The sequence below is a fragment of the Streptomyces sp. NBC_01551 genome (assembly GCF_026339935.1).
Taxonomy (GTDB): Bacteria; Actinomycetota; Actinomycetes; order Streptomycetales; family Streptomycetaceae; genus Streptomyces.
On the sequence record NZ_JAPEPX010000002.1, the window covers coordinates 1 to 20,219 of the forward strand.

Genomic DNA, 20,219 nt, shown 5'->3' on the forward strand with positions numbered 1-20,219 from the left:
CCACCACGATCAGGCCCACTTCACAGGAGAAGCAGGAGCCCCAGAGAAGGCGCGGGCTCTGTTCGAAGCCCTCGTCCCGTACCTGGCCGAGCTCCTTGGGGAGGACCATCGCAGGACCCTGTGGAACCGGCACAAGCTCGCCCGCTGGACGGGTCGAGCCGGACAGCCCGCCGCCGCACACACCCTGTACAGGGAACTGGTCGTGGATCACACCCGCGTGCTCGGCGCCGACCACCCGGACACTCTCACCAGCGTCCGCGAACACGTCTACTGGGCCGGCAAAGCCGGCCTGTGAACCCCAAGTACAAAGGCCTTGATCCGGACCGGGAGAGTCAGGACGTTTTCCGACTCGTTAGGACCCGGTACGGATGGCCGCGACTTTCACCTTCACGGGTTTCTCTCCGTGCAGCCCCAAACGCGTGTTCGGGCGGTTCTGCTCGGCTTCTCGGATTCCCTCCAGGATTTCCTGGAGGGAATCCCCGAGGCTTTGCGCGAGGGGCCGAATGGGGTACGGTAATCACCGATGAACTCGCTGCTACGGGGCGGGGTGATCGGTGCGGATCCGACTCAACGTCGCCTTTCGTCGGCGGCGGTGCGGGCGGGTGTGCATTCGCGCGCCAGTTCCCCGTGGAGAGGGGGCCCGGATGGGCCTCGGCAGTGAAGACGACGAGCGGAAGAAGTGGTTGCGCAGCCTGTTGAAGGCGCTTCGCCACGCGACACCGCTGGTCGCCCTGGTGGCGGACGTCCTGGCCATCCTGTACGGGATCCAGGTAGTCGCTGGCAGGTAGCCGGTCCGGGTGAACGGTAATCACCCGGACCGGCCGCTTGTAAGGGGAACGCGGTCCGCCCATGGTCCAGTGCCACGGGCGGACCGCGGTTGCGTGTCGGGTAGACGTGATGTCGATGCCGATTGCCCCTCCCGTAGGGTACCGCAGTTCTATGCGGTTCTACCGTCATACGGTCGGCACGATTTTAAAATCCCCGCGTCATTTCACGATCGTATCCGCGGCTGAAGTCACGTTTCGGTATTTCCCGTCTCCGGCGTCATTCCAATCCTCCCGCAACGGGCTCCGCATTGAACGTTGGCTCTCAATTCCCGGCGTCGTCGTATTGCGAAAGTCGCGGTCCCTCGCGCTGCGCATCTGGGCCGGCCGACGGCGCCCTGATCGTCGTGCGCACCGGCGACGGCAGGGCGGGAGCACGCCTTAACGTTGAGGGGAGGTTCCGTCTCCCGCCGGGTGCGGCATCGTGATGGCCTCGAAGAACGTGCTGACCAGCTCCTGCGGCATCTGATAGCCCTTCACCTTGCCGAAGCCGGGTCCTCGCGGTGCGAGGGGCGGCTGCATGCCCTCCGGCCACCAGCCTTCGCGGACACCGCGTTCGAGCGCCCGCTTGAGCGGGCCCGCGTGGCCCCGCAGGCTCTTGCCGTCCAGGTCCTCGCGCAGGATTTCGTCCGACACGAAGCCGTCCCTGACTGCTGCTTCCCGGAGCAGGCGCTGCGCCCGCTTCGGAACGGCCTGGTAGAAGCGGTCGGCGCGCTCGACGGTCCACTCGGAGTCGAGTTCGACGGCGGCGGCGTGCTTGGCGAGGAGGGCGAGGAGGTCGGCCCGGAACGCGTCGTTCGGCTCTTCGACGGTCAAGACGATGCGCATGGTTCAGGGCTCCCGTTACAACAGACGTGAATAGCGGTCCATAGACGTGGAGTCACCGTAGCGGTCCCGCTGCTCGCGTGTCCCCGTCTTCAGGGCATCCGGGTGAGAGGTCTTCCGTAAGACCCTCACCGTCCATGCCATACAGGAAAATTACAGTTTTCCTGTAATCTCTGATCAGCTGAGCCGATCAGCTGAGCCGAGCGACCGTCAAGCGAGGCCGAACCTCAGGGGATTCATGTGGAGAGTGTGAAGTCGGCGGCTCTGGCCGGCCAGCGGTCCTACGTACCGCCGGGGCTGCGCCTCGGTCCGCCGCAACTGGACTTCCCGCCGGTTCCCAACGGTGTCGACTACCTCCTCAGCGTCGTCCACCACCTGAACGAGGACACCGGCGGCTCACCCCGCGACATCAAGTACGCCGTGCTCCATCTCCAGGCGGCTGCCGAAGTCCTGCTGAAGGCCCGGCTCTTGCGCGAGCACTGGACGCTGGTCTTCAAGGACCCGGGAGCGGCCACCCGGAAGAAGAAGGACGACTTCTCGTTCGAGAGCTGCACCACCACCGAGGCGGTCACGCGGCTGCGCAACATCGCACACATCGCGATCACCGACGCCGAAGCCAAGGCACTGAAGGATCTCACCCGGGACCGCAACGCCCTCCAGCACTACGGTCTGACCCACAATGCGCGCGCCGTCGAAGCCCGCGCCGCTGTCGTGCTCGACTTCCTCGTGCGCTTCCTCGACGAGAGCCTGCTCCCCGAACTCCACGAGGAGGAGAGAACAAGAATCCGGCGCCCCATGGACGAGGTGCGCAGCGGACTCACCGCCATCGAAGCCTTCGTCGACGAGCGCATGAAGCGCCTTCGCGGCAGCGAACTGAAAGGCGCCGAGAGTACGACCGCCCAGTGCCCGGACTGCAACCAGCTCGCCTTGCGCGTTGCGCCAGACGAAGCGCGCTGCCATTTCTGCGCCCGGGACTGGACGGCTCGACAGATCGCGTACGAGCTGGGAGACGGCGATCCCGACAACCCGTGCAACGAATGCCCCGGCTGTCACGCTCCCACGCTGCTCGACTCCATCGTCTTCGTTGACCCCATCGGCGACAAAGACCTTTACTGCGTAACGTGTGCAACACGCTACGCCCTGGACGAGTTGGGCAACTGCGCTGCGTGCGGCTGCTACTGGCCCCACGAGGGTGACGACGACGGCACTCGCCAGACTCTCTGCGGGATGTGCCAGGACCAGATTCGCCGGGAAGAAGAGATGCTGTGACAGGGCTCGCGCGAGGCACGGCGGCAGAACACCCGGAGGTCAGGCTGGGGGCGCGGCGGTGACCGGCTCGGAGATCGACATCGTCACGGCCACCTCGGGTACGCCGCGCCCCCAGCCCGGTGCCGGCTTCACGCTCGCTGCCCTCGCCAAGGACCCCCGTACGGGCTGGCCGCCGCGTGCCCGGCGCATGTACGAGTACCTGGCAGCCAGGTACGGCGACCACGACGCGCTGTGCACCCTCGCCGCAGCCTGGATCGCCCACCAGCGCTCCGAAGGGGTCCGCAAGACCTACAGCACGAACTTCCGCGTGTTCGAGCCCTACCTGCGCGAGCACGGCATCCACCCACTGACCGTGGGTTTCCTCGCCGCCGATGCCTTCGCCCGGCACCTGGAGACCGCGCCCACCCTCGTCTGGCGCGACGGCCGCCGGGAACCCGAGGGCCCACCCCGCCAGGACGCCACCCGGCACAACGTCCTCGCCAGCTGCTCCAGCTTCTACGAGTTCGTCCTGCGGACCCGAGCACTGCCCAAGGAGGCGTTCGACGCGAACCCCTTCACCGGCGTGCTCTATCCCGTCATCGACCCGCTGGAAACCACCACCGTCTCCCTGAGCGAGACCGAGTGGACGACGCTCCTGGCCACCGCCCGGGACAACCCGATCTCCCGCGCGACGGCGCTGCGGACCTACGTGCTGCTGTGGTTCGTCTACGTCTGCTTCCTGCGGATCGACGCCGCCCTCACCGCCCGGATCGAGAACATCGGCCACACGGACGGGCACCGCACCATTCGCGTCCGGATCAAGGGTGGGAAGTGGGCCACCAAGGCGCTGCCGCCGCCCGTGTACGCGGTCCTCACGGAGCTGATCGGTGACCGTACCGAGGGCTTCGTCTTCATCACCAGCACGGGCCGGCCCCTCGACGAACCCTCGGTGTGGCGCACCCTGCGCAAGCTCGCCCGGCGCGCCGGCCTGCCCCAGGCCGACAGGATTCGGCCGCACTCCATCAAGCACACCGTGATCGAGCACGCCTTCGCCCGCCCCGGCGCCCGCCCGGACCGGATCCAGGAAGCGGCCGACCACCGAGACCCCCGCACCACGATGCGCTACCACCAACGCCGCAAGCGCCTCGACGACAGCCCGATGTACGACATGGCCGCAGCCACGGCCGCCGCTTTGGAAGAGTCGTAGCACGGCTGATGATTCGCCCCGAGGGGGACAGAAACTGGTCACGTCGGTGAGTGCCCTTGAGCGTTGTGGCATACGCCCCTCGCCTGTGGGGATGGACCGCGACTCTGCTCTGATGGGAGCTGGCGGCTGCGGCGTTGTAAGGGCAACCTGATCGTTCCTGGTCGGCACCGTATCTTCACGGCAGGCGGTAGGTGCTCCATTCCGGCTGGCCGGGCCCGTCCTCCTCCTCGTAATCAATGGGGAACTGGTGGCCATGCAGCCGGTAGACCATCTCGTCCGGTGCTGCCAACATCCGAGCCCGCCGCCAAGCCGCGTCGAACGACAGGCGCTTGTTCGCTTCGCGTCGCAGGCGCAGCGCACGCCAGGAAGTGAGAGGGGCGAGGATGATCCGCCACAGGGTCAGCTTCATCCCTTGCGCTGACCTTCTGCCGCTTCCCTGCCGGCCATGGATGCGCTGCCCACCGCCGAATCGTCCGCGGCGGCATCGCCCTTCAGCATCTTGACCGACTCGCAGAGCGCGAGCATCGCCCGGTTCTGCATCTCGATGTCGTCGAAGCCCTGGCCGATCGCCTCCCACTGCTCGAGCAGAGGCTGCCACCATGCGTCGGCAGCGACGATCCACCGCGCCAGGCGCTGCCAGTCGGCAACCTGCTGAGCGCCTGGCCAGTCGCCCTGCCGTTCGATCCGGTCGAGCACGAAGAGGTCGGGCTGCTCGTACAGGTTCGTGCGCAGGAACCGCAGCCGCCGTATTCGTGCCTCGTCTGCCCGCTGCTGAGCGAGGTCCTCCTGGGTGCTCTCCGAGAGGGTCAGTTCCACGCGGGCAGCCAGGCACCGGTATCCGGTGGCACGTGTGTGCTCCGGGGTGCCGAGCTCGGCGTTGACGGTGTCCTGAGCGGTACGTACCTCCACGGCTTCGAAGAGCCGGGCGACCTGTCCGGCCCGCGCCAGGGTCCGGCTGAGTACGAGGTCCTCGACATTGAGCCGGGTTCGCAGCGCCGGGCGCCATTCGATTGTGAACGTGGCCTCGAAGTGCATGCCGGCGGTTGCGGAGCGAAGCATCCGAGGCTGGGTGCAGTGGATCGTGCGGGCCCGGTGCTGCCAGAACCACCTCACGCCGGGTTCCTGTTGAGCTGGATCACGGTGCGGAGCCGAGGGTCGACGAGGCGGTCCCAGAAGTCGTTGGCCGCAGTCCTGTCCCCGTCGACCGTGACGTGCTCCAGTGCCTGCATCAGGCTCATGGAGGCCTTGAAGATCTTCTGGCCTCGCAGGACCGGGAGCAGCCCGTCCCGGACCCGGGCGTAGGAGGCGGGGTCATCTGCCGACTGCCTGATCCAGGCGGTGAGGTGGTCGATGGCGTCCGGCGCTGTGGTGATGTCTCCCAGCAGCTCCTGCAGGGCACGCTTTACGTCCACCTCTGGCGGAACTTGATCGGACAGCAGCCACGGGGTGGTGGTGGCCGGTACGGTCATCAGAGCCAGGAAAGCAGCGGTACCGGCGTCGCGGGGCCGCCCCGACTGCTGCCAGGCGCGAACTTCGGTGAGCAGCCGAACCACTCCAGCGGGCTGTTGCGCCTGCTCCACGAAAGCGTTGAGGACCTCGTTCCGGGACGATTCGTGCCCGCTGTTGGCGGCCCGCCGTAGCCGGACCATGGCCATCCTGGCCTGTGAAGACGTGACATCCGGGGTGTTCAGGACCTCCCGGCAGGTCGCCACCACCGTGGCCCCGTGCTCCTTGACCGATGCCCAGCCATACAGAAGGCCCCAGGCCTGGCGGCCGATGTGCTCGTCCTGTAGGGCCTCGACCAGAAGGGCGCTGAGGAGTTCCTTCTTCGCAGGGTGGTTCGGGGACCCGAGCTGGACGAGGTGGTCGACGTTCCCGTGCCGCAAGGTCAGAGCGGCGATGGCGTCCACGACGTGCTTGTTTGCCTCGCGGCCGCCACTGCCACCGTCCCCGGACACGAGCCACTTCAGCAAGGGGTCGCGCATGACCTCGTAGTTGTCCCAGACGTAGGTCAGGACGGCCCTGCCGTAGCCGGGCTGGTCGAAGACGACCTCGTCGTGGGCACCGACCCCGGCGCCGACATCGACGAGGCGACGGCGTAATCCGCGGCCTGCGAACGCGGCACTGGTCGTCGAGGCGAAGCCGCTCGTCCCGACGTTGATTTTTTCCTGCAGGTCTCGGGCGGCCTTGGCCACCTCGGGCATGGGGGCGGATTGGTGCACGGCGAGGGCCAGGAGGAGACAGCGGTCCTCCAGGGGCAGCGAGGTGTCCTTGCCACTGTGCACGGGGGCCGTCTCCCCGAACAGGGTGTCGAGTTTGTCGCGCCAGTCAGACAGCGCGGAGGTGATCCGTTCGGCAAGTCCGGCATCCAGTGCGGACCATGGCAACGGGACGTCCATGGGGAATGAGGAACCAGTCAGTCGCTCGTGTTCCTGCCACGTGAGCACGAGCGAGTCGGCCCTGCGGACCGCCTCCACGGCGTCCAGGCCCCTCAGCGAAGCCTTTGCCTTGTCGACGGACTGGAGGTAGGAAATCAGACCGGGGGCTTCGCGAGCCCTCAGGCGGGCCTCCACGACGCTCTGCGCCGGCGGCGGCTCGTTGAGGTGGACGAGGTGAATGCCTGACTGGACCGGGACGTAGTGATCAGCCCACAGGTCCTTGGCCACGTTCAGAACGAGGTAAGAATCCAGCTTCTCCAGGAGCCGGGCATGTGCTTCGAGCATCGTGAGGAAGTCGGCCGAGACGCGGTCGCGGCCGGGGTCCTTGAGGTCGAGCTGGTAGGCGTGGCGTTCCTCGGCGGGAAGCCGACTCACCTTCGGCGTTTTCCAATCCGCGTCCAGTTTCACGATGTCGGAGTCCTCATCCGTATGCCGGGCGAGGAGGTCCAGGGCCAGGGTGGTCGACCCGAAGGAACGCGGGGCGACGATGATCAGTACGTGCTGCCGCGGGCGTACTCCCTCAGGATCCAGAGCCTGCCGCCACGTCTCGGCCCACTGGCCTTCTCGGACGATCAGTTCCTGCTTGATCTGGTGACGGTGGAGGGTGGGTCCATCAAGGATGTCGTGCTTGCGGGTCTCGTTGATGATCTTGTCGGCGTGGTTGACGACCATCTCCGGATTGTTCACCGTGATCGGCGTCGGCCCAGCGTCCGGTACGGGAGGCAGGACGAACGCTGCCGGGTCTGTTCGCCCGCCGCCAGGAGAGCCGGGCTCATCGGACGGACGGGGCGGAAGGAGGGGACGATCGTCGGACATGTGCTTTGTGCTTCCTTTCGGCAGGGAAGGGGAGGTGAGAGCACGGCCGGCTCAGATCCGGCGTCGGTCGATGCGCATCGTCCCGACCTTGTTGATGACGGTGGTGTCGGTCATGTCGCCCATGAACTGGAAGACGGCGGGCGGGCGACTCGGGTCCCCTTGGCCGCCTGGGCCGCTCGGCGGCGTCGGCGCGGCAGTTCCGCCCTCGTCCTCGGGCGCGTCCGGATTGATGAGCGGGTCGAGGGCTTTCGGTGTCATCTGGGGTACGAACAGCCAGCACGGCTCCTCGAACGCCTTGCCGTCCACACGCGCCGTCGCGCGGAGGAAGTGTTCTTCGTCGAGGTCCGGCGTGCGTCCCGCACGGACGGTGCGGCGGAACGCCGCCTCCGAGACGACCGCGGCCAGAAGGCCTCGCCGGTGTTCCCGGGCCGCCGTCAGGGCCGTGCGCACGACCTGGCTGTCGAGCAGTCGGCACACCTCGTTGATGGCGTCGCCGCGGTGGTCGGGAAGGGAGAGCGGTCCGACGTGCACGGCGGCACGCAACCTGATCGCCGGAGCGCCGGCGAGCCGTTCGCGGTCGTAGCGGACGAGCGCCGCGTGCAGGTGTTCCAGCAGCGGGTCGACCAGCCGTGCGATGTCCTTGGCGGGCATGACGAGGATGGCCCCGTCACCGGTGTCCTTGAACGCGCCGGGCCGCTCTCGTGGGTCCTGGAGTCCGATGTGTGCCAGCACGTTGGTGAGGACGTCGTCCAGGTCCGAACGCAGGGGAGCCATCTTCGCTTCCTGGACCTGGCTGTAGCCCTGCATGTCCACGGCCAGGAGTGCCTGTTCCGGAGGGACATCGAGGGACGAAGGCGGGGCAATGGACACGCTGCTACCGACCTTTCGGTCACGACGGAGGAATCGGGTGCCCCATGCTCATCGGCCCGGGCGCGCGGTGGTGCCCAGCACTGGGCACCACCCTGGTGCGGCCGGTCACATCGTGCTGCGGGCGTGGGCCTCGATCGATGCGATGTCGTGGATCAGCAGACCGCCGCCCGGCTCCGTCTCCAGCCAGCCTTCTTCCCGCCACGGCTTGATCGCCGCACCGACGGCGTTGCGGGAAGCACCGATCATCTGGGAGAGCTCTTCCTGAGTCAGCCGAACACTGACCGCCGGACGATTGGTCGATGCCGCGTCCACGAGCCGGCTCAGCGCACCGGCCAGGCGTGCGGGGACGCATGCGGTGGCCAGTTCGAACCTGACCTTCTCGGACTCCCTGACCCGCGCGATCGCATGACGCAGCAACGGGTTGAGCAGGCCGTTGTTCTCGACGAACGTGAGGAACTCGGGAGCTGGAATGAGGTGCACGCGACAGGATTCTGCGGCGATCACGGAAGCCGAGCGAGGCTGGGCATCCAGGACGGCCAGCTCGCCGAGCAGCTCGCCGGGACCTCGTACAGCGAGCAGGGCCCGTTCCCCGTTCGGTCCTGTCAACGTCACGAGGGTCGATCCCGAAGCGAGAAGCACCACATGGGTGCCGGGATCCCCCTGCCGCAGGAGGACGCTGCGGGCCGGACGCACCCGCAGCGGGGCCAGGCGGCATAGCTGGGACCACAGGTGATCGCCGATCACTGCCATATGCGACTGATGCATATCCCCCCAAACATACGGACCAACGCAGGGGGTGAGGGTTTCAGGCGGTGAGGAAGGCGAGCAACAGGCCCAATCCAGCCATAGCGATTGCGGCCACGGTGAGATCAATGGCCAACTTGATCGCCCTGAACTTCCGGCGGGCGAGAGCGGTCAGGGCGACACCCCTCTCGGTCTCCCCTTCGAGCGCGGGCGCGGATCCCGCTCGGCCCGCAGGCTCGTCCGCAGTCCGCCCGCCTTCTCCGCCGAGCAGATTCTCCCGCCAAACGGCCCTGTCGTCCTTTGGGAAGACAGGGCGTAAGGCTCTCAGCGCCGATATCAGGGCCGCCCCGAGCAGGCTGCCCGCCCCTGCGAGGGCTGCCGCGAGCAGGTGTGATGAGCCGACCAGTGAGGACAGAGCCGTACCCGTGACGATCGCGAGCAGCGCACCGGTGACCCCGGACAGAGCAGTCGCTTTCGCATCAGCTCGCTGCACCTCGACGAACATGGTGCTCGTTCCGCTCGCGGGGTCGGCGTTACCCGCCGGCCCCGCCGCCGGGGTGTTCTGAGGCCAGGATCCTTCCACTGCGTACTCCTGTTCGTCGTCCTGCGACCATTGGATCTGCAGTCTGGGCGCGGAGGCCTCTATGGAGCTGCCCACCAGGTGGTACCGGACCCGATCGGTAGCTCACACAGTCCGGAGCACAATCGGGAGAGCCCTAACACCGCACGCGGCCCCATACCCGACCTCGACGAATACCGGACGTGTGTCCGGAGACTGGCCGGGCCCGGCTCCCCTACCGGCGGGCCGAAGAGGTCTCTGACACACGACGTCGAGAACGGCACCTCGACGCCAATGCTGCTGGCCCGCTCCCGCCACGCCTCCGTCCGCTACCGGTCACAGGGCGTCGGGGTTCGCCCTGACCGGCTGTGCCCACAAGGGTGCGATGCGCCGCGTCACCTCGTCGGCCAAGGTGCCCCGACCGGCCTCGGAGAGTTGCCTGGCCAGGTGCTCCAGGAAGTGGGCCAGCTGCACCTGTTGGGTGGAGGACACGGGCGCCTTGAGCCGACGCCAGACGAGAACGGACTCGATCAGGGTCGGACTCACCGCCTCCTCCGGTCCGCGCTCGCCCGGCCACAGGGCAACGAGCATCTGGGCCGTCGCATAGCTCGCCGTGTACTTGACCGGGTTGATGTTGGCGAGCCTTCGGTAGCTCTGCAACGCCCCCAGCTGGCAGGTGAGGGCCTCGTCGAGGCTGCCCGCCGTACGCAGTCGGCCGGCCAGTGAGGCGATGACCTGCGCGTACTGGCTCAAGTACGCCTCGGGGTCGCTCCTCGCCAGAGCCTGGTACATGGCCGCCGCCCGCCGCAGCACCACCAGTGATTCCTCGCCCTTGCCCATCGCCTCCAGAAGAGTGGACTGAGTCTCCAACGCCTGGGCGTGGTTCAACTGGTTCACCGGCACCGTGTGGTCCATGGTCCGGTACATGTCGAGCGCTCGGTGGAGCAGGGCGTGCGCGTCCTCGAGGCTGATGTTCATGAGCTTCTTGGCCACCGGCACCAGAGAGTGGGCGTAGAGCACCGAGTAGCGGGCCGGATCCGCGGCGGCCGCCCGCTGGTACGCCACGGTCACGCGTTTGAGCATGGCCAGCGCCTCGTCGCGCCGCTGACCATGGCCCAGGCGTTTAGCGGCCGCGTTCAGCGCACCCACGAGCGGCCCGACGTATCGGGTGATGTTGCGCTCCGCGAGTCCTTCGTACGCGTCCGCCGCACGAGTGAAGAGGGACAGTGCTTCCTCGTCCCGTCCCGCCGCGGCTGCCCGGTTCGCTCGCTGAAACAGTTGCAAGGCATGTGAGACCAGCTCCGGGTCGGTCGGTGCGGTCAGTGCCTGCCCATACAGGGTGACGGCTTGCTGATACGTGGTGAGCGCGCCCTCCTCCCGGCCCGCATCGGCGTGATCCTTCGCCTCCGACTCCAGGGTCTGCGCCCGCGCCACCAGCTCCGGTTCCCGCGAGGGCGCCTCCGTCCGGGCGAAGATCGCGCAGGCGTCCTGGTACGTCTGAAGCGCCTCGCTGACGTGCCCCAGCGCGGCCTCCTGCCGCGCCAGCATCACCAGCTGCGGTGCGAGGAGGTCCAGAAAGGTCGACGGCTTTCCGGCGGCCACGCCCCGTCGCGTGACCATGGCACTGCGCAGGACCTCCAGCGAGTCCTCCGCTCTGCCGCCCTCGGCGTACCACTTGCTGAGCAGGATCTCGGAGTCGGCCAGCCGCAGACGCAATTGGGGCTTCACGGCACACAGTCGGCGACAGACCTCCACGGCCTCCTCCAGGCGAGCCAGCGCCGCGGGCGAGGGTGCCTTGGTGCCCGATGCAGTGGCGGTGAGGAACAGTCCCCGTTCCAGCTGGGAGAGGTAGCCTGACGGATTCATTCGCGCGAGCCGCCGCCAGATCTCTGTCGCCTGTTCGCGACTGGCCGTCGCCTCGTCCTCCCGGCCCAGGGCGGACTGGCGCCGTGCGACATCGACGAGGCGATCCGCCAGCACGGACAGGTTCCCGTCCGGTCGTGCGTCGGCGAGCTCGCGTGCGACCTGCGACGCTTGTTGCGAAGCCCGCAGCGCCCCTTCGCCGTCCCCGCAGCCGTCGAGTACCGTCGCCAGCTGGCCGAGCGTGCGGGTCAGCGCCAGGGCCGTGTCCGACGCGGGATCGGCCGTCTGCTCGGACAGCCTTCGGCGGATGGCGACGGCGCGCTGGGCCGCGGCCAATGCCTCGTGCTGCCGGCCGGCGTGGAGCCGTAGTTTGGACAACGTCACCAGCGACTCCGCCAGCTGTGCCTCGACGTCCGCGCCGACCGACTGCGCCTGCATGGCCACGGCGCGCTCCACCTGAGCGATCGCCCGCCAGTACTGCCGCATGTCGACCAGCCTGTTGGCATGGCTGACGAGGTAGCGGGCGAGGCGGGACGTGTGCGCTTCCGGGTCCGACGCGACCAGATGCTCCGCGTACTTCACAGCCTCGTCGGCGGCTTGGGCAGCCCGCCTGACATCGCCCTGGGACCGACGCTGCTTCCGGACGCGGTTCGCGTACTGGTTCGCGAGGCTCACGAGCGCTTCAGCGAGATGCGGTTCGTATGTCTGCGGGTCCGTGGGGACCAACTTTTCGCGGTAGAGCAGCACCACGTCCTTCATCACCGTCACTGTCTCGGCCCGACGGTCATCCCGAGCCAGGCGGCTCGCCAACGCTTCGAGGGCCTTGGCATGGCGGTACAGGTCGGCAGGAGCACCTGATTCGGCGGCCAGCTGGCAGCGGCCGACGATCAGCTCGGCCATCGTCGTCGCCTGGTGCCCCAGCCTCTCCGTGAACCGCGGAACGACCTCCAGCAGCGCCTCCAGTACCTCCAGCGGCAGGACGTCCGGTTCGGCGAGCACGGCGTCGATCGCCTTCACCAGCGGCCCCGGGTTCTCGGTCTCGCCGATCACCGTGAGAGCGGCGACACCGAACCGTGCCACATGGTCCTTGATCAGTTCGGCCAGCACGTCGGCGACGTGGTGCTGACGTACTTCTGCCCGCGCCAGCACGGTGAGCAGATGGTTGATCTGCCGCCCGGTGGCCACGTTCGCAGCGTCGTGGAGCAGCTGCGGCCGCTCCTTCAGCACGGTGCCGATAAGGTGTTCGCCGAGTCGGTCCGGCTGGAGCGTCGCCCAGAAGTGACTGGACGTCGGGTACAGATCGCTGATCCATCGCGCGACCTCGTCGCTGCCGTCCTCCCCGAGGTCCCGCACCCCGCGCACCCTGCCCAATACCGACAGACCCTCGGTCTCGTCAATGGCGCTCCATGCCGATGCCGAGGTGACCGCGTTCCGTCGCCCCTGGGATCCGAGCGTCAGGCCCCGCGTCCTCGCCGTCTTCTCCCAGTAGCTCTGTTCGTGGAGGAGCAGCACGTCCTCCGTGCGTGTGGCCGGCGAGGCCAGTGGACTGCCCGCCTCCAGCAGGGCGGCCAGGGCGTTCATGTGCAGGGCCAGCACCGAGCTGTCGTCGGTGCCGTCCGTCCCGAGGTTCGGCCGCGAGGCCACCTCGTCCCGTATGGCCGGCCAGAGCGTGTTCTTGTAATGGGGTAGCGACGACAGTGAGTCAGCCAGTGACGCGACCGCGCTCTGCCACACATCGACACGACCGGCCGGGGTGATCTCCAGTGGCTTCAGTTCCTCGACCGGCACGTTCACCAGCGATGAAAGGTACTGCGACGTGGCCAGCTCTGTCAGCCAGTCTCCTGCCGACCGGGCGAGGAGCAGCAACCTTACCGACTGCTGCGGGTATCTCAAGTGCCTTGTCAGTGCGTCTAGTTGCTCCCTCCTTGTCTCGGCGTAGTCGACGACCAGCAGCAAGGGGCGAGACAACTGTTCGAGCGTCTTCAGTGTCTCGGTGGGAGCATCCTCGGCGAGCCGGCCCGTGACCCAGTCCTGGTCACGGAGGCGGTGGCAGAGTTCCACACCGAGGCGTGTCTTGCCCTCGCCGCCACCGCCCACGAGCAGCCGAGTCGAGAATGAACCGGGTTCGTGGCACCAGCTCTCCAACGCTGCCAAGAGGTCGGTGCGGCCGTGGAACGGCACCGCCTCCACGTCCGCGCGCAGCAGTGCCGCCGGCGAATCGGCCGTGTGTGGCTCCTGGAACAGGCGCCGGATCTCCGCCGGCTCGACGACGCAGTTCCGGCCGGTGTCGGCCTTCAGCAGCGAGCGGAACTCAGGGTCGGCGGCCAGTGAGGAGACGGGCACGGCCGTCAGGCGTCGGCTGGAGAACCCTCCCTGATCACCGGCGACGACGCCGATGAGAAGGCCGTCGGCGAACAGCGCCGCCCCCGACATCCCGTGCCAGGGAGTACTGCTCCTCCTCACCCGCGTCGGCGGATCCTCCACGCCCACCGCGTACCAGCCCGCCTTGAGACCGGTCAGCGGGTTGACCCGGCCGCTGAGCTGCTCCGTGTCGCGGACTCCGTCCGGGTGTCGCTGCACGTCCGGGAATCCTGCGGCGGTCACCGATGTGTTGATCGCAGAGGTCACCAGCCGACCCCACCGGACGGCCTTCCACCGTTGCGGCAGGCTCTGCTCGGGATCGGTGACGCGTAGGAGTGCGACGTCGAGATTCCGGCCGTAGCGGTGCCAGACGACGGTGCACTGGATGAAGCCGTCCGCGCCGAGCAGGCGCACCTGCACCGTTCGTGCGGGCGCGCCGTTCACCAGCACGACATGGGCTGCGGTCAGCAGCAGGCGTGGTCCCACGCCGTAGGCGGAGCCACAGTTCCAGGGGTTGTCACCGGTCGTCGCGTAGACCTCGGCGACGAGGACCGTGTCCATGCCGGTGCCCGGTCAGCGGGGCGGGAGTTCGTTGACCCGGCCCTTGATCTCCAGGGTCTGGCCTTCACCGTCCCTGGGCAGCAGTTCGAGGCGCAGCCTGTGCGTCGTTCCGGAGGAGTACTCACCCTTGCCGTTGAGGGCGAACACGCCGAACTGGAGCTTGCCGCCGCCGCCGCCGGACCACCGGGCCTCCAGACCCAGTTCGACCTCCACCTTTCCGACGGAGAAGGCCACCTCGCTGTCCTGGCCGGCGGCCTTGGCGATCAGCAGCTGCTCCCGCAGTACCCGGATCGCCTCGGACAGTTCCATCCACTCGTGCGCCATTGACCCGTGTCCCCTCGTCTTTGAGCGTGGGCGAGCAGAATAGCCGAGCAGGACGGTCCCTAGGGGCGAAGTCGATCAATGATGCAGTGGACTGATGCTGACTCAAATGGTGCTTGATGATTCGGAGTTCAGCGACTAATGGCTGTCCCGTAAATGATCTCCGAGTCGTTTCGGGCAGGGTCAGCCGCCGCGCGGGGCCGCTCGCCTATCCGCCGAGGGCGAGGTTGTGCATCCGTGCGATGCCCAGCATGGCGTGGTGGACGCCGTCGTGATCGCGCTTCGCCGCGAGGGCGCCAGCTCCCCGGGCCAGGGGCGGCCGTGGGGTCTGCCGCTGGAGGACCGGGTGCTGCTGGTAGTCGACGGCACCGGTCGTTGTGGTCGGTGAGCCTTTGCCCGGCAATCGCAACGACTGCCGGGCATGGGAGGAGTCTGGCGCGAAGGCCGCCGTGGGCAGGGCCCTCACGAGCAGGGCCCTCACGATGGCCGACCGCGGCTAACCGGGCACCGGCCTCCTCATGCCCCACCGCCGCACCCCGGGCGAAGAGTTGCCGGGCTGGAAGCGCGAGCACAATCGCTCGCACGAACAGGTCCGGGCCCGCGGCGAGCACGTTTTCGCCCGCATGAAGACCTGGAAGATCCTCCGCGGGTGCCGTCTCAAGGGCGACGGGGTCGGACGCGCCATGCTCGGCATCGCCCGACTGCACAACCTCGCTCTCACGGGATAGCTTCTGCCGCATACGAGACCTGAGAGGTCCCCGGGAGACGGCTCCCCCCTCGCAGTCTCGGAGGAGAATCAGGCGAGGCAGAACTCGTTGCCCTCGATGTCCTGCATCGTGATGCACGACTCGTTGACGCCATCGGCGCGCTGCGTCAGCACGTGTTTCGCGCCGAGCGCCATCAGCCGTGCGCATTCGGCCTCGAGTGTGGCCAGGCGCTCGTCACCCACGAGCCCTGTGCCGACCCGCACATCAAGATGCACCCGGTTCTTGACGACCTTGCCTTCGGGAACTCGCTGGAAGAGCACGCGCGGGCCCACACCCGAGGGATCAGCGCACGCGAAGTAGACCTCGTCCTCAGGCGGCAGCGAGTGGTGGTACTCCTCCCACGTGGCAAAGCCCTCCGGGACTGTCGGTACGACGTACCCCAGCACCTCGCACCAGAAGGCGGCGAGCCGCGCAGGTTCCGCGCAGTCGAAGGTCACTTGGAACTGCTTGATCGTTGACATCGGCGCACGATAACAGGGGCCCTGCCCATCTCCCCGGGCGGGTGGATCCACACGTTGCCGGGAGGACGGCCCGCCCCGCCTCCAGCAGCAGCCGTCGCTGCCGCGCCGTGTGTCAGGGGCGAGTCCGAGTCGAGGTCGCGCAGCTCGGTGGACGACGGCGAAGGCGTGGCAGTACGCCGGCCACACGATCAGGCCGGCTCCCGATTCGGCGACCACTGTCAACGACCTGGAGTTCGTGGACTACAACGACCCCTGCGCGAGGACGTCGACATCCTCAAGCGGGCCACGGCTTTCTTCGCGAAGGAGACCCGCTGACGGTGCGCTGACGGACAGACAAGTCACCGAATCGGAACCAAGATCGGCCCGCTGTCACTACTGATAGTTCTTATTCTCCCCGCAGGCCGGTACACGACTGCCGTCAGTAGCCTGACCATCTTGCATAGCAGCCGTAATATTTCTCGACCTCGTCAGGGTCGTCGTTTCGGTAGGGAAACCACCAGGTAGGGTCCTTCTGGTCGCGGAATTCTTTGAGGTCGTTGTCCGTGATAGTCAGGCAAAACTTTGTTGTCACAGGTTCTTGGCTGCTCTCGCGCTTCAGCGTCAAGGTTCCCTGGTACGTGCCTGCGGCGAAGCTCCAGTCCTCTGCCACGAAGCTGAGAACTGGCTGCTGGGGTTCGCCCTGAGTGACCATGAACAGGGTTGGATCACTGATGTGTGAGTAGCCGTCCTCTGGCTCCCCCTTCCACTTGATCACCTCGTCCCACCAGAACTTGGGCCTCTTGGAACGATCAGCGGGTCTCTCCGGCCGCAGCTCGAGTTGAATGTCCGTGATGATTTCGACATCCTGGGCCTTCTTGCGTGTGGACAGAACCGGCTGCAGAAAGATAAAGGTATTGTCCTTCTGCCCGATGCGCAGGATATGAGGCAGGGTCGTATTCACGCTTGGGGGGTCCATGCTGAGCGTGAGGCTCACGATGGAGAGCCCAAGAGCCGTCAGACTGATGACGGCCGAGATCCAACCCTGCAACACACCGTGCGGTACTCCCTTGCCCGGCGTCGGCTCCCCTCCCCCGGCTTCGTCTGCGGCAACCGTCTCCATGGTCTTCAGCCTGCGCGCCGAGGGCGACGGAGGCGACCCAGGAAGGTCTGCACGAGTACCGCACCTACTGGTAACAGACCAAACCCCCAGGAGGTAGGGCCGAAGCAGTCGTACGGGCCAAGCCGACCGGACAGACTGGGCCCGACTGCCCGAATTCCTTGGCAGTCTCGGCGCCACCACAGTCTGTGCCGCCGGCGCCTGACTGCTTCGCAAGACGGCCAACCGGCGGGAGAGCCCGGCGCTCGCGCTCGCCCACGCCCTCCAGCAGGCCGGCGCCACCGTCACCGTTCACGACCCGCAGGCCGTGGCCACCGCCATGGCCCGCAACCCGGAGCTGGACTACACCGACGACCTGGCCGCCTCCGTCGACGGAGCCGACCTCGTCGTCCTGGCCACCGAATGGCCCGAATACCAGCAGGCCAACCCCCAGGACCTGGCAGGCCGCGCGGCCAGCCCGCTGCTCGTCGACTGCCGCACCACCCTCGACCCGGAGCCCTGGCGCATGGCCGGCTGGAGCGTTCACCAGCTCGGACGCCCCGGATGCGTTCCTTCGCCGCCGCTCTGCCGACCGTGCGCTGCGCGCACAGCGAAGCCGAGGTACACGACTGGTTCGCCCGCCTGCTCGTGCCGCAGTACGAGACCTGGGTGGCAGAGACCGGAAACCACCTCGTGGGGCTCCTGGTGCTCAACGGGAAGGAGCTCAAACAGCTCTACCTCGACCCTGCGTGGCGTGGGCAGGGCCTCGGCAACCGGTTCAGCTCCCTGGCCAAGCAGCAGCAGCCCGACGGGCTGACGCTATGGACGTTCCAGGTCAACGAACCAGCACAGAGGTTCTACGAGCGGCACGGCTTCATCGCGGTCGAGCGGACGGACGGGCGACGCAACGACGAGCGCGAGCCAGACGTCCGCTACGCCTGGCAGCCACACTGATCGTTGGCGGCAGCGGCTTCCTGGGGCCGAGCTGATCCGGCAGGCGAGAGCAGCAGGGCACACGACCATCGCGACCTACGCGACCAAGCCAGGCGACGCCTCCCCAACTGTTTGGTACCCCCTTGATCTGCGGGACGGTGGCAGCCTGGATGCCGTCATGGCCGAGGTGCGCCCGCAGCTTGTCCTCAACGCATCGAGCAGCCTGGGCGACTGGGCGACTGGGCGACTGGGCGACTACGGCAGAGGGACCCATCCGGCTCGCGATGGCCCCGCCGATCGCTTTCGATCTTGTTCCGGGAAAGGGTCGTTTGTGAGAGCTGATTCGTCTACACGTCGAGTGAGGCCAGTGCCCGGCGAGTGACGTCGGCCGGGGCCGCAGCGATGACGTCATTGAGTGCGTCCATGGAGGTCTGAAGGTCGCTGATGACCCGAGCGATGCGGTCGCGCTCCTGGTGGAGGTCGGCGAGCAAGTCCGAGCAGGTGGGGACGAGGCGGTCGCCGGTGTCCCGCAGGCACGGCAGGACTGTGGTGATCGTTGAGGTGCCCAGGCCCGCGGCCAGCAGGCTGCGGATGCGGCGGACGATGGCAACGTCCTCTTCGACGTATTCCCGGTATCCGCTGGGGCGCCGCTGCGGGTGGAGCAGACCCTGTTCCTCGTAGTAGCGCAGCAGGTGCACGGCCACGCCGGTCCGTCGGGACAGCTCACCGATGCGCACCTGGACCTCCTGATGGTCGCGCGGCTTTGCCCGTTCGACTTGACTCTCATACCGATGTGAGACTTTAGCGTCTGCGGCATGACGGTGAACAAGGGTTTCGCGACGCTCGCCGCGTTGTGCGCGAGCGTCTTTGTCGTGGGTACTTCGGAGTACCTGATCGCCGGGCTGCTGCCCCAGGTCGGCGCTGATCTGGATGTCTCTGTGGGCACCGCCGGACAAGCGGTGACCGCATACGCGCTCGGAGTCGTGATCGGAGGGCCACTCATGGCCCTGCTGACCTCGCGACTGCCGCGCAAGGGGCTCGCCATCGGCCTGATGCTGCTGTTCGCGTCGGGCAGTGCGATCAGCTCCGTGGCCCCGTCGTTCGGCCTGCTCCTGGTGGGCCGCATGGTGTCCTCGCTCAGTCACGCCGCGTTCCTGGCCCTGGCGCTGGTGACGGCGGCCCAGGTGGTCCCGGCCGAGAAAACGGGCTCGGCCATCGCCACCGTCGCCTCCGGATTCACCGTGGCCACGCTCCTCGGAGTACCCCTGGGGGCACTGCTCGGGCAGGGCGCCGGATGGCGGGCTCCGTTCGCCGTGCTGACCGTTCTGTCCCTGGTGGGCACCATGCTGCTTGCCGCCGTACTGCCCCGGCAGGAGGCACCGTCCACGCGACTGCGCGACGAGATACGCGTAGTGGCACGTCGGCCGGTCATGCTCGCCATCGCCACCACCGCAGTGGGCTTCTCCGGCGTCGCCACGGTGTTCACCTACATCGCCCCGCTGCTGACCCGCGTCTCCGGCTTCTCCGCCACGGCGGTCTCCGGTCTGCTGCTCGCCTACGGCGCGGGCAGCTTCCTCGGCAACCTCACCGCCGGAAAGCTGACCGACAAGTCGATGAGCGCCACCGTACGCGGGGTCTTCGGCGGGCTGGCCGGGACGCTCTTGCTCGTCCCGTTCGCCGTGGTGTGGCAGCCCACCGCGGTGGCCGCGGTCCTGGTACTCGGCCTGCTCGCCACCGCGACCATCGCCCCGCTGCAGGGACTGATCCTGCACCACGCGGGCGCCGCCCCCAATTTGGCGGTCTCCGTCAACGTGGGCGCCTTCAACCTCGGGGCCGCAGCGGGCTCGGTCATCGGCGGCGCGATCGTCGCCGCCGGCGCTCTGCGGTGGACCGGCCTGGCGGGCGCGGTGCTGAGCCTGATCGGATTGGCCCTCACCTTCGTCCTGCCTCGGACACGGACGTCGGCGAAGGATGCCGAACACGAAGCTCCGATCGCCGCCTGATTCCCGGCCACTCACCTCGTAAAGGAGGTCGCCATGCGCGCGATCCAAATCGCTCGCCACGGCGGGCCCGAAGTCCTGTCCGTCCGGGAGGTCCCCCAGCCCACTCCAGGAGCCGGCGAAGTACTGATCCGTACCGTCGCCAGCAGTCTGAACCCGGTGCGACAGCCGACCTCGTGATCTGGGACTCCTTCGAGTAACCCCATCGCAAGACCCGCGAGTACACGGCATTCGGTCCGTTCCGGTTCGACCGTCGCCAATACGATGACGCCCTGCGCGCGCTGAACGCCGCTATTGGCCCCGACGAGACGTAATGCGCACCCGCTACCGATGGTTCAGAGAAGCC

The 20,219-nt window shown here is 67.7% G+C and carries 18 protein-coding genes and 3 pseudogenes; 9 read left to right on the forward strand and 12 right to left on the reverse strand.

The genetic code is table 11. The features are described 5' to 3' along the window. Together OG982_RS31030 and OG982_RS29675 are read left to right on the forward strand one after the other, a co-directional pair. Window positions 1–295 (forward strand): tetratricopeptide repeat protein (locus OG982_RS31030; RefSeq protein ID WP_323139302.1); only part of this gene is annotated, 295 nt, incomplete at its 5' end. Window positions 296–644: 349 nt separating this feature from the next. Further along, window positions 645–788, forward strand: coding sequence for a hypothetical protein (locus OG982_RS29675; protein ID WP_266793763.1), 144 nt, complete (start codon window positions 645–647; stop codon window positions 786–788). Between the two features lie 417 nt (window positions 789–1,205). Here the strand turns inward: OG982_RS29675 and OG982_RS29680 are convergent, their stop codons facing one another. Continuing rightward, window positions 1,206–1,652: a hypothetical protein gene (locus tag OG982_RS29680; protein WP_266950052.1), complete on the reverse strand. Its 447-nt coding sequence runs from the start codon at window positions 1,650–1,652 to the stop codon at window positions 1,206–1,208. Between the two features lie 237 nt (window positions 1,653–1,889). Here OG982_RS29680 and OG982_RS29685 point away from each other — a divergent pair, with 237 nt between their 5' ends. Together OG982_RS29685 and OG982_RS29690 are read left to right on the forward strand one after the other, a co-directional pair. Next, window positions 1,890–2,918 carry a hypothetical protein gene (locus OG982_RS29685; protein ID WP_266950053.1) on the forward strand — a complete coding sequence of 343 codons (1,029 nt, stop codon included), beginning with the start codon at window positions 1,890–1,892 and terminating at the stop codon, window positions 2,916–2,918. 58 nt (window positions 2,919–2,976) lie between these two features. Continuing rightward, window positions 2,977–4,104: a tyrosine-type recombinase/integrase gene (locus tag OG982_RS29690; protein ID WP_266950055.1), complete on the forward strand. Its 1,128-nt coding sequence runs from the start codon at window positions 2,977–2,979 to the stop codon at window positions 4,102–4,104. 175 nt (window positions 4,105–4,279) lie between these two features. Here the strand turns inward: OG982_RS29690 and OG982_RS29695 are convergent, their stop codons facing one another. The 8 genes from OG982_RS29695 to OG982_RS29730 all read right to left on the reverse strand — a co-directional run bounded on the left by OG982_RS29695 (window position 4,280) and on the right by OG982_RS29730 (window position 14,640). Next, window positions 4,280–4,513, reverse strand: coding sequence for a hypothetical protein (locus OG982_RS29695; RefSeq protein WP_266950056.1), 234 nt, complete (start codon window positions 4,511–4,513; stop codon window positions 4,280–4,282). Then, window positions 4,510–5,139, reverse strand: a complete 630-nt coding sequence (locus OG982_RS29700) for a hypothetical protein (protein ID WP_266950057.1) — start codon at window positions 5,137–5,139, stop codon at window positions 4,510–4,512. The genes OG982_RS29695 and OG982_RS29700 overlap by 4 nt, the downstream gene beginning before the upstream one ends. A gap of 74 nt (window positions 5,140–5,213) precedes the next feature. Then, window positions 5,214–7,358 carry a hypothetical protein gene (locus OG982_RS29705; protein WP_266950059.1) on the reverse strand — a complete coding sequence of 715 codons (2,145 nt, stop codon included), beginning with the start codon at window positions 7,356–7,358 and terminating at the stop codon, window positions 5,214–5,216. Between the two features lie 51 nt (window positions 7,359–7,409). Continuing rightward, the gene (locus OG982_RS29710; protein WP_266950060.1) at window positions 7,410–8,228 is read right to left on the reverse strand and encodes a hypothetical protein; all 819 of its coding nucleotides are present in this window, start codon (window positions 8,226–8,228) and stop codon (window positions 7,410–7,412) included. 105 nt (window positions 8,229–8,333) lie between these two features. Beyond that, a complete protein-coding gene (locus OG982_RS29715) occupies window positions 8,334–8,978 on the reverse strand; it encodes a Crp/Fnr family transcriptional regulator (RefSeq protein ID WP_266950061.1) in 645 nt (214 codons plus the stop codon). Window positions 8,979–9,033: 55 nt separating this feature from the next. Beyond that, window positions 9,034–9,477, reverse strand: coding sequence for a hypothetical protein (locus tag OG982_RS29720; RefSeq protein WP_266950063.1), 444 nt, complete (start codon window positions 9,475–9,477; stop codon window positions 9,034–9,036). Between the two features lie 390 nt (window positions 9,478–9,867). After that, window positions 9,868–14,316 (reverse strand): tetratricopeptide repeat-containing serine protease family protein, encoded by a 4,449-nt coding sequence (locus tag OG982_RS29725; RefSeq protein ID WP_266950064.1) that lies wholly within the window; start codon window positions 14,314–14,316, stop codon window positions 9,868–9,870. Between the two features lie 12 nt (window positions 14,317–14,328). Next, a complete protein-coding gene (locus OG982_RS29730) occupies window positions 14,329–14,640 on the reverse strand; it encodes a trypco2 family protein (RefSeq protein ID WP_266793773.1) in 312 nt (103 codons plus the stop codon). 265 nt (window positions 14,641–14,905) lie between these two features. Between OG982_RS29730 and OG982_RS29735 the strand changes: the two are divergent. After that, window positions 14,906–15,365, forward strand: a pseudogene (locus OG982_RS29735) (transposase family protein); the annotation flags it as partial. Window positions 15,366–15,433: 68 nt separating this feature from the next. On the opposite strand, the gene OG982_RS29740 reads toward OG982_RS29735, so the two are convergent. Together OG982_RS29740 and OG982_RS29745 are read right to left on the reverse strand one after the other, a co-directional pair. Then, a complete protein-coding gene (locus OG982_RS29740) occupies window positions 15,434–15,865 on the reverse strand; it encodes a VOC family protein (RefSeq protein ID WP_171166537.1) in 432 nt (143 codons plus the stop codon). 418 nt (window positions 15,866–16,283) lie between these two features. Next, a complete protein-coding gene (locus OG982_RS29745) occupies window positions 16,284–16,964 on the reverse strand; it encodes a hypothetical protein (RefSeq protein WP_266793776.1) in 681 nt (226 codons plus the stop codon). Window positions 16,965–17,166: 202 nt separating this feature from the next. On the opposite strand from OG982_RS29745, the pseudogene OG982_RS29750 reads away from it, so the two are divergent. Together OG982_RS29750 and OG982_RS29755 are read left to right on the forward strand one after the other, a co-directional pair. After that, a pseudogene (locus tag OG982_RS29750) lies at window positions 17,167–17,442 on the forward strand (UDP binding domain-containing protein); the annotation flags it as partial. A 62-nt stretch (window positions 17,443–17,504) separates the two neighbouring features. Continuing rightward, the gene (locus OG982_RS29755; RefSeq protein WP_266950065.1) at window positions 17,505–17,894 is read left to right on the forward strand and encodes a GNAT family N-acetyltransferase; all 390 of its coding nucleotides are present in this window, start codon (window positions 17,505–17,507) and stop codon (window positions 17,892–17,894) included. A 326-nt stretch (window positions 17,895–18,220) separates the two neighbouring features. On the opposite strand, the gene OG982_RS29760 is transcribed toward OG982_RS29755, so the two are convergent. Beyond that, window positions 18,221–18,610, reverse strand: a complete 390-nt coding sequence (locus tag OG982_RS29760; RefSeq protein ID WP_250050332.1) for a MerR family transcriptional regulator — start codon at window positions 18,608–18,610, stop codon at window positions 18,221–18,223. A gap of 78 nt (window positions 18,611–18,688) precedes the next feature. Here OG982_RS29760 and OG982_RS29765 point away from each other — a divergent pair, with 78 nt between their 5' ends. Both OG982_RS29765 and OG982_RS29770 read left to right on the forward strand, forming a co-directional pair. Further along, entirely contained in the window at window positions 18,689–19,876 is a 1,188-nt protein-coding gene (locus tag OG982_RS29765; RefSeq protein WP_266950069.1) for an MFS transporter, read from the forward strand. A 33-nt stretch (window positions 19,877–19,909) separates the two neighbouring features. Beyond that, window positions 19,910–20,035 (forward strand): annotated as a pseudogene (locus tag OG982_RS29770) (NADP-dependent oxidoreductase); the annotation flags it as partial. Window positions 20,036–20,219 lie beyond the last annotated feature (184 nt).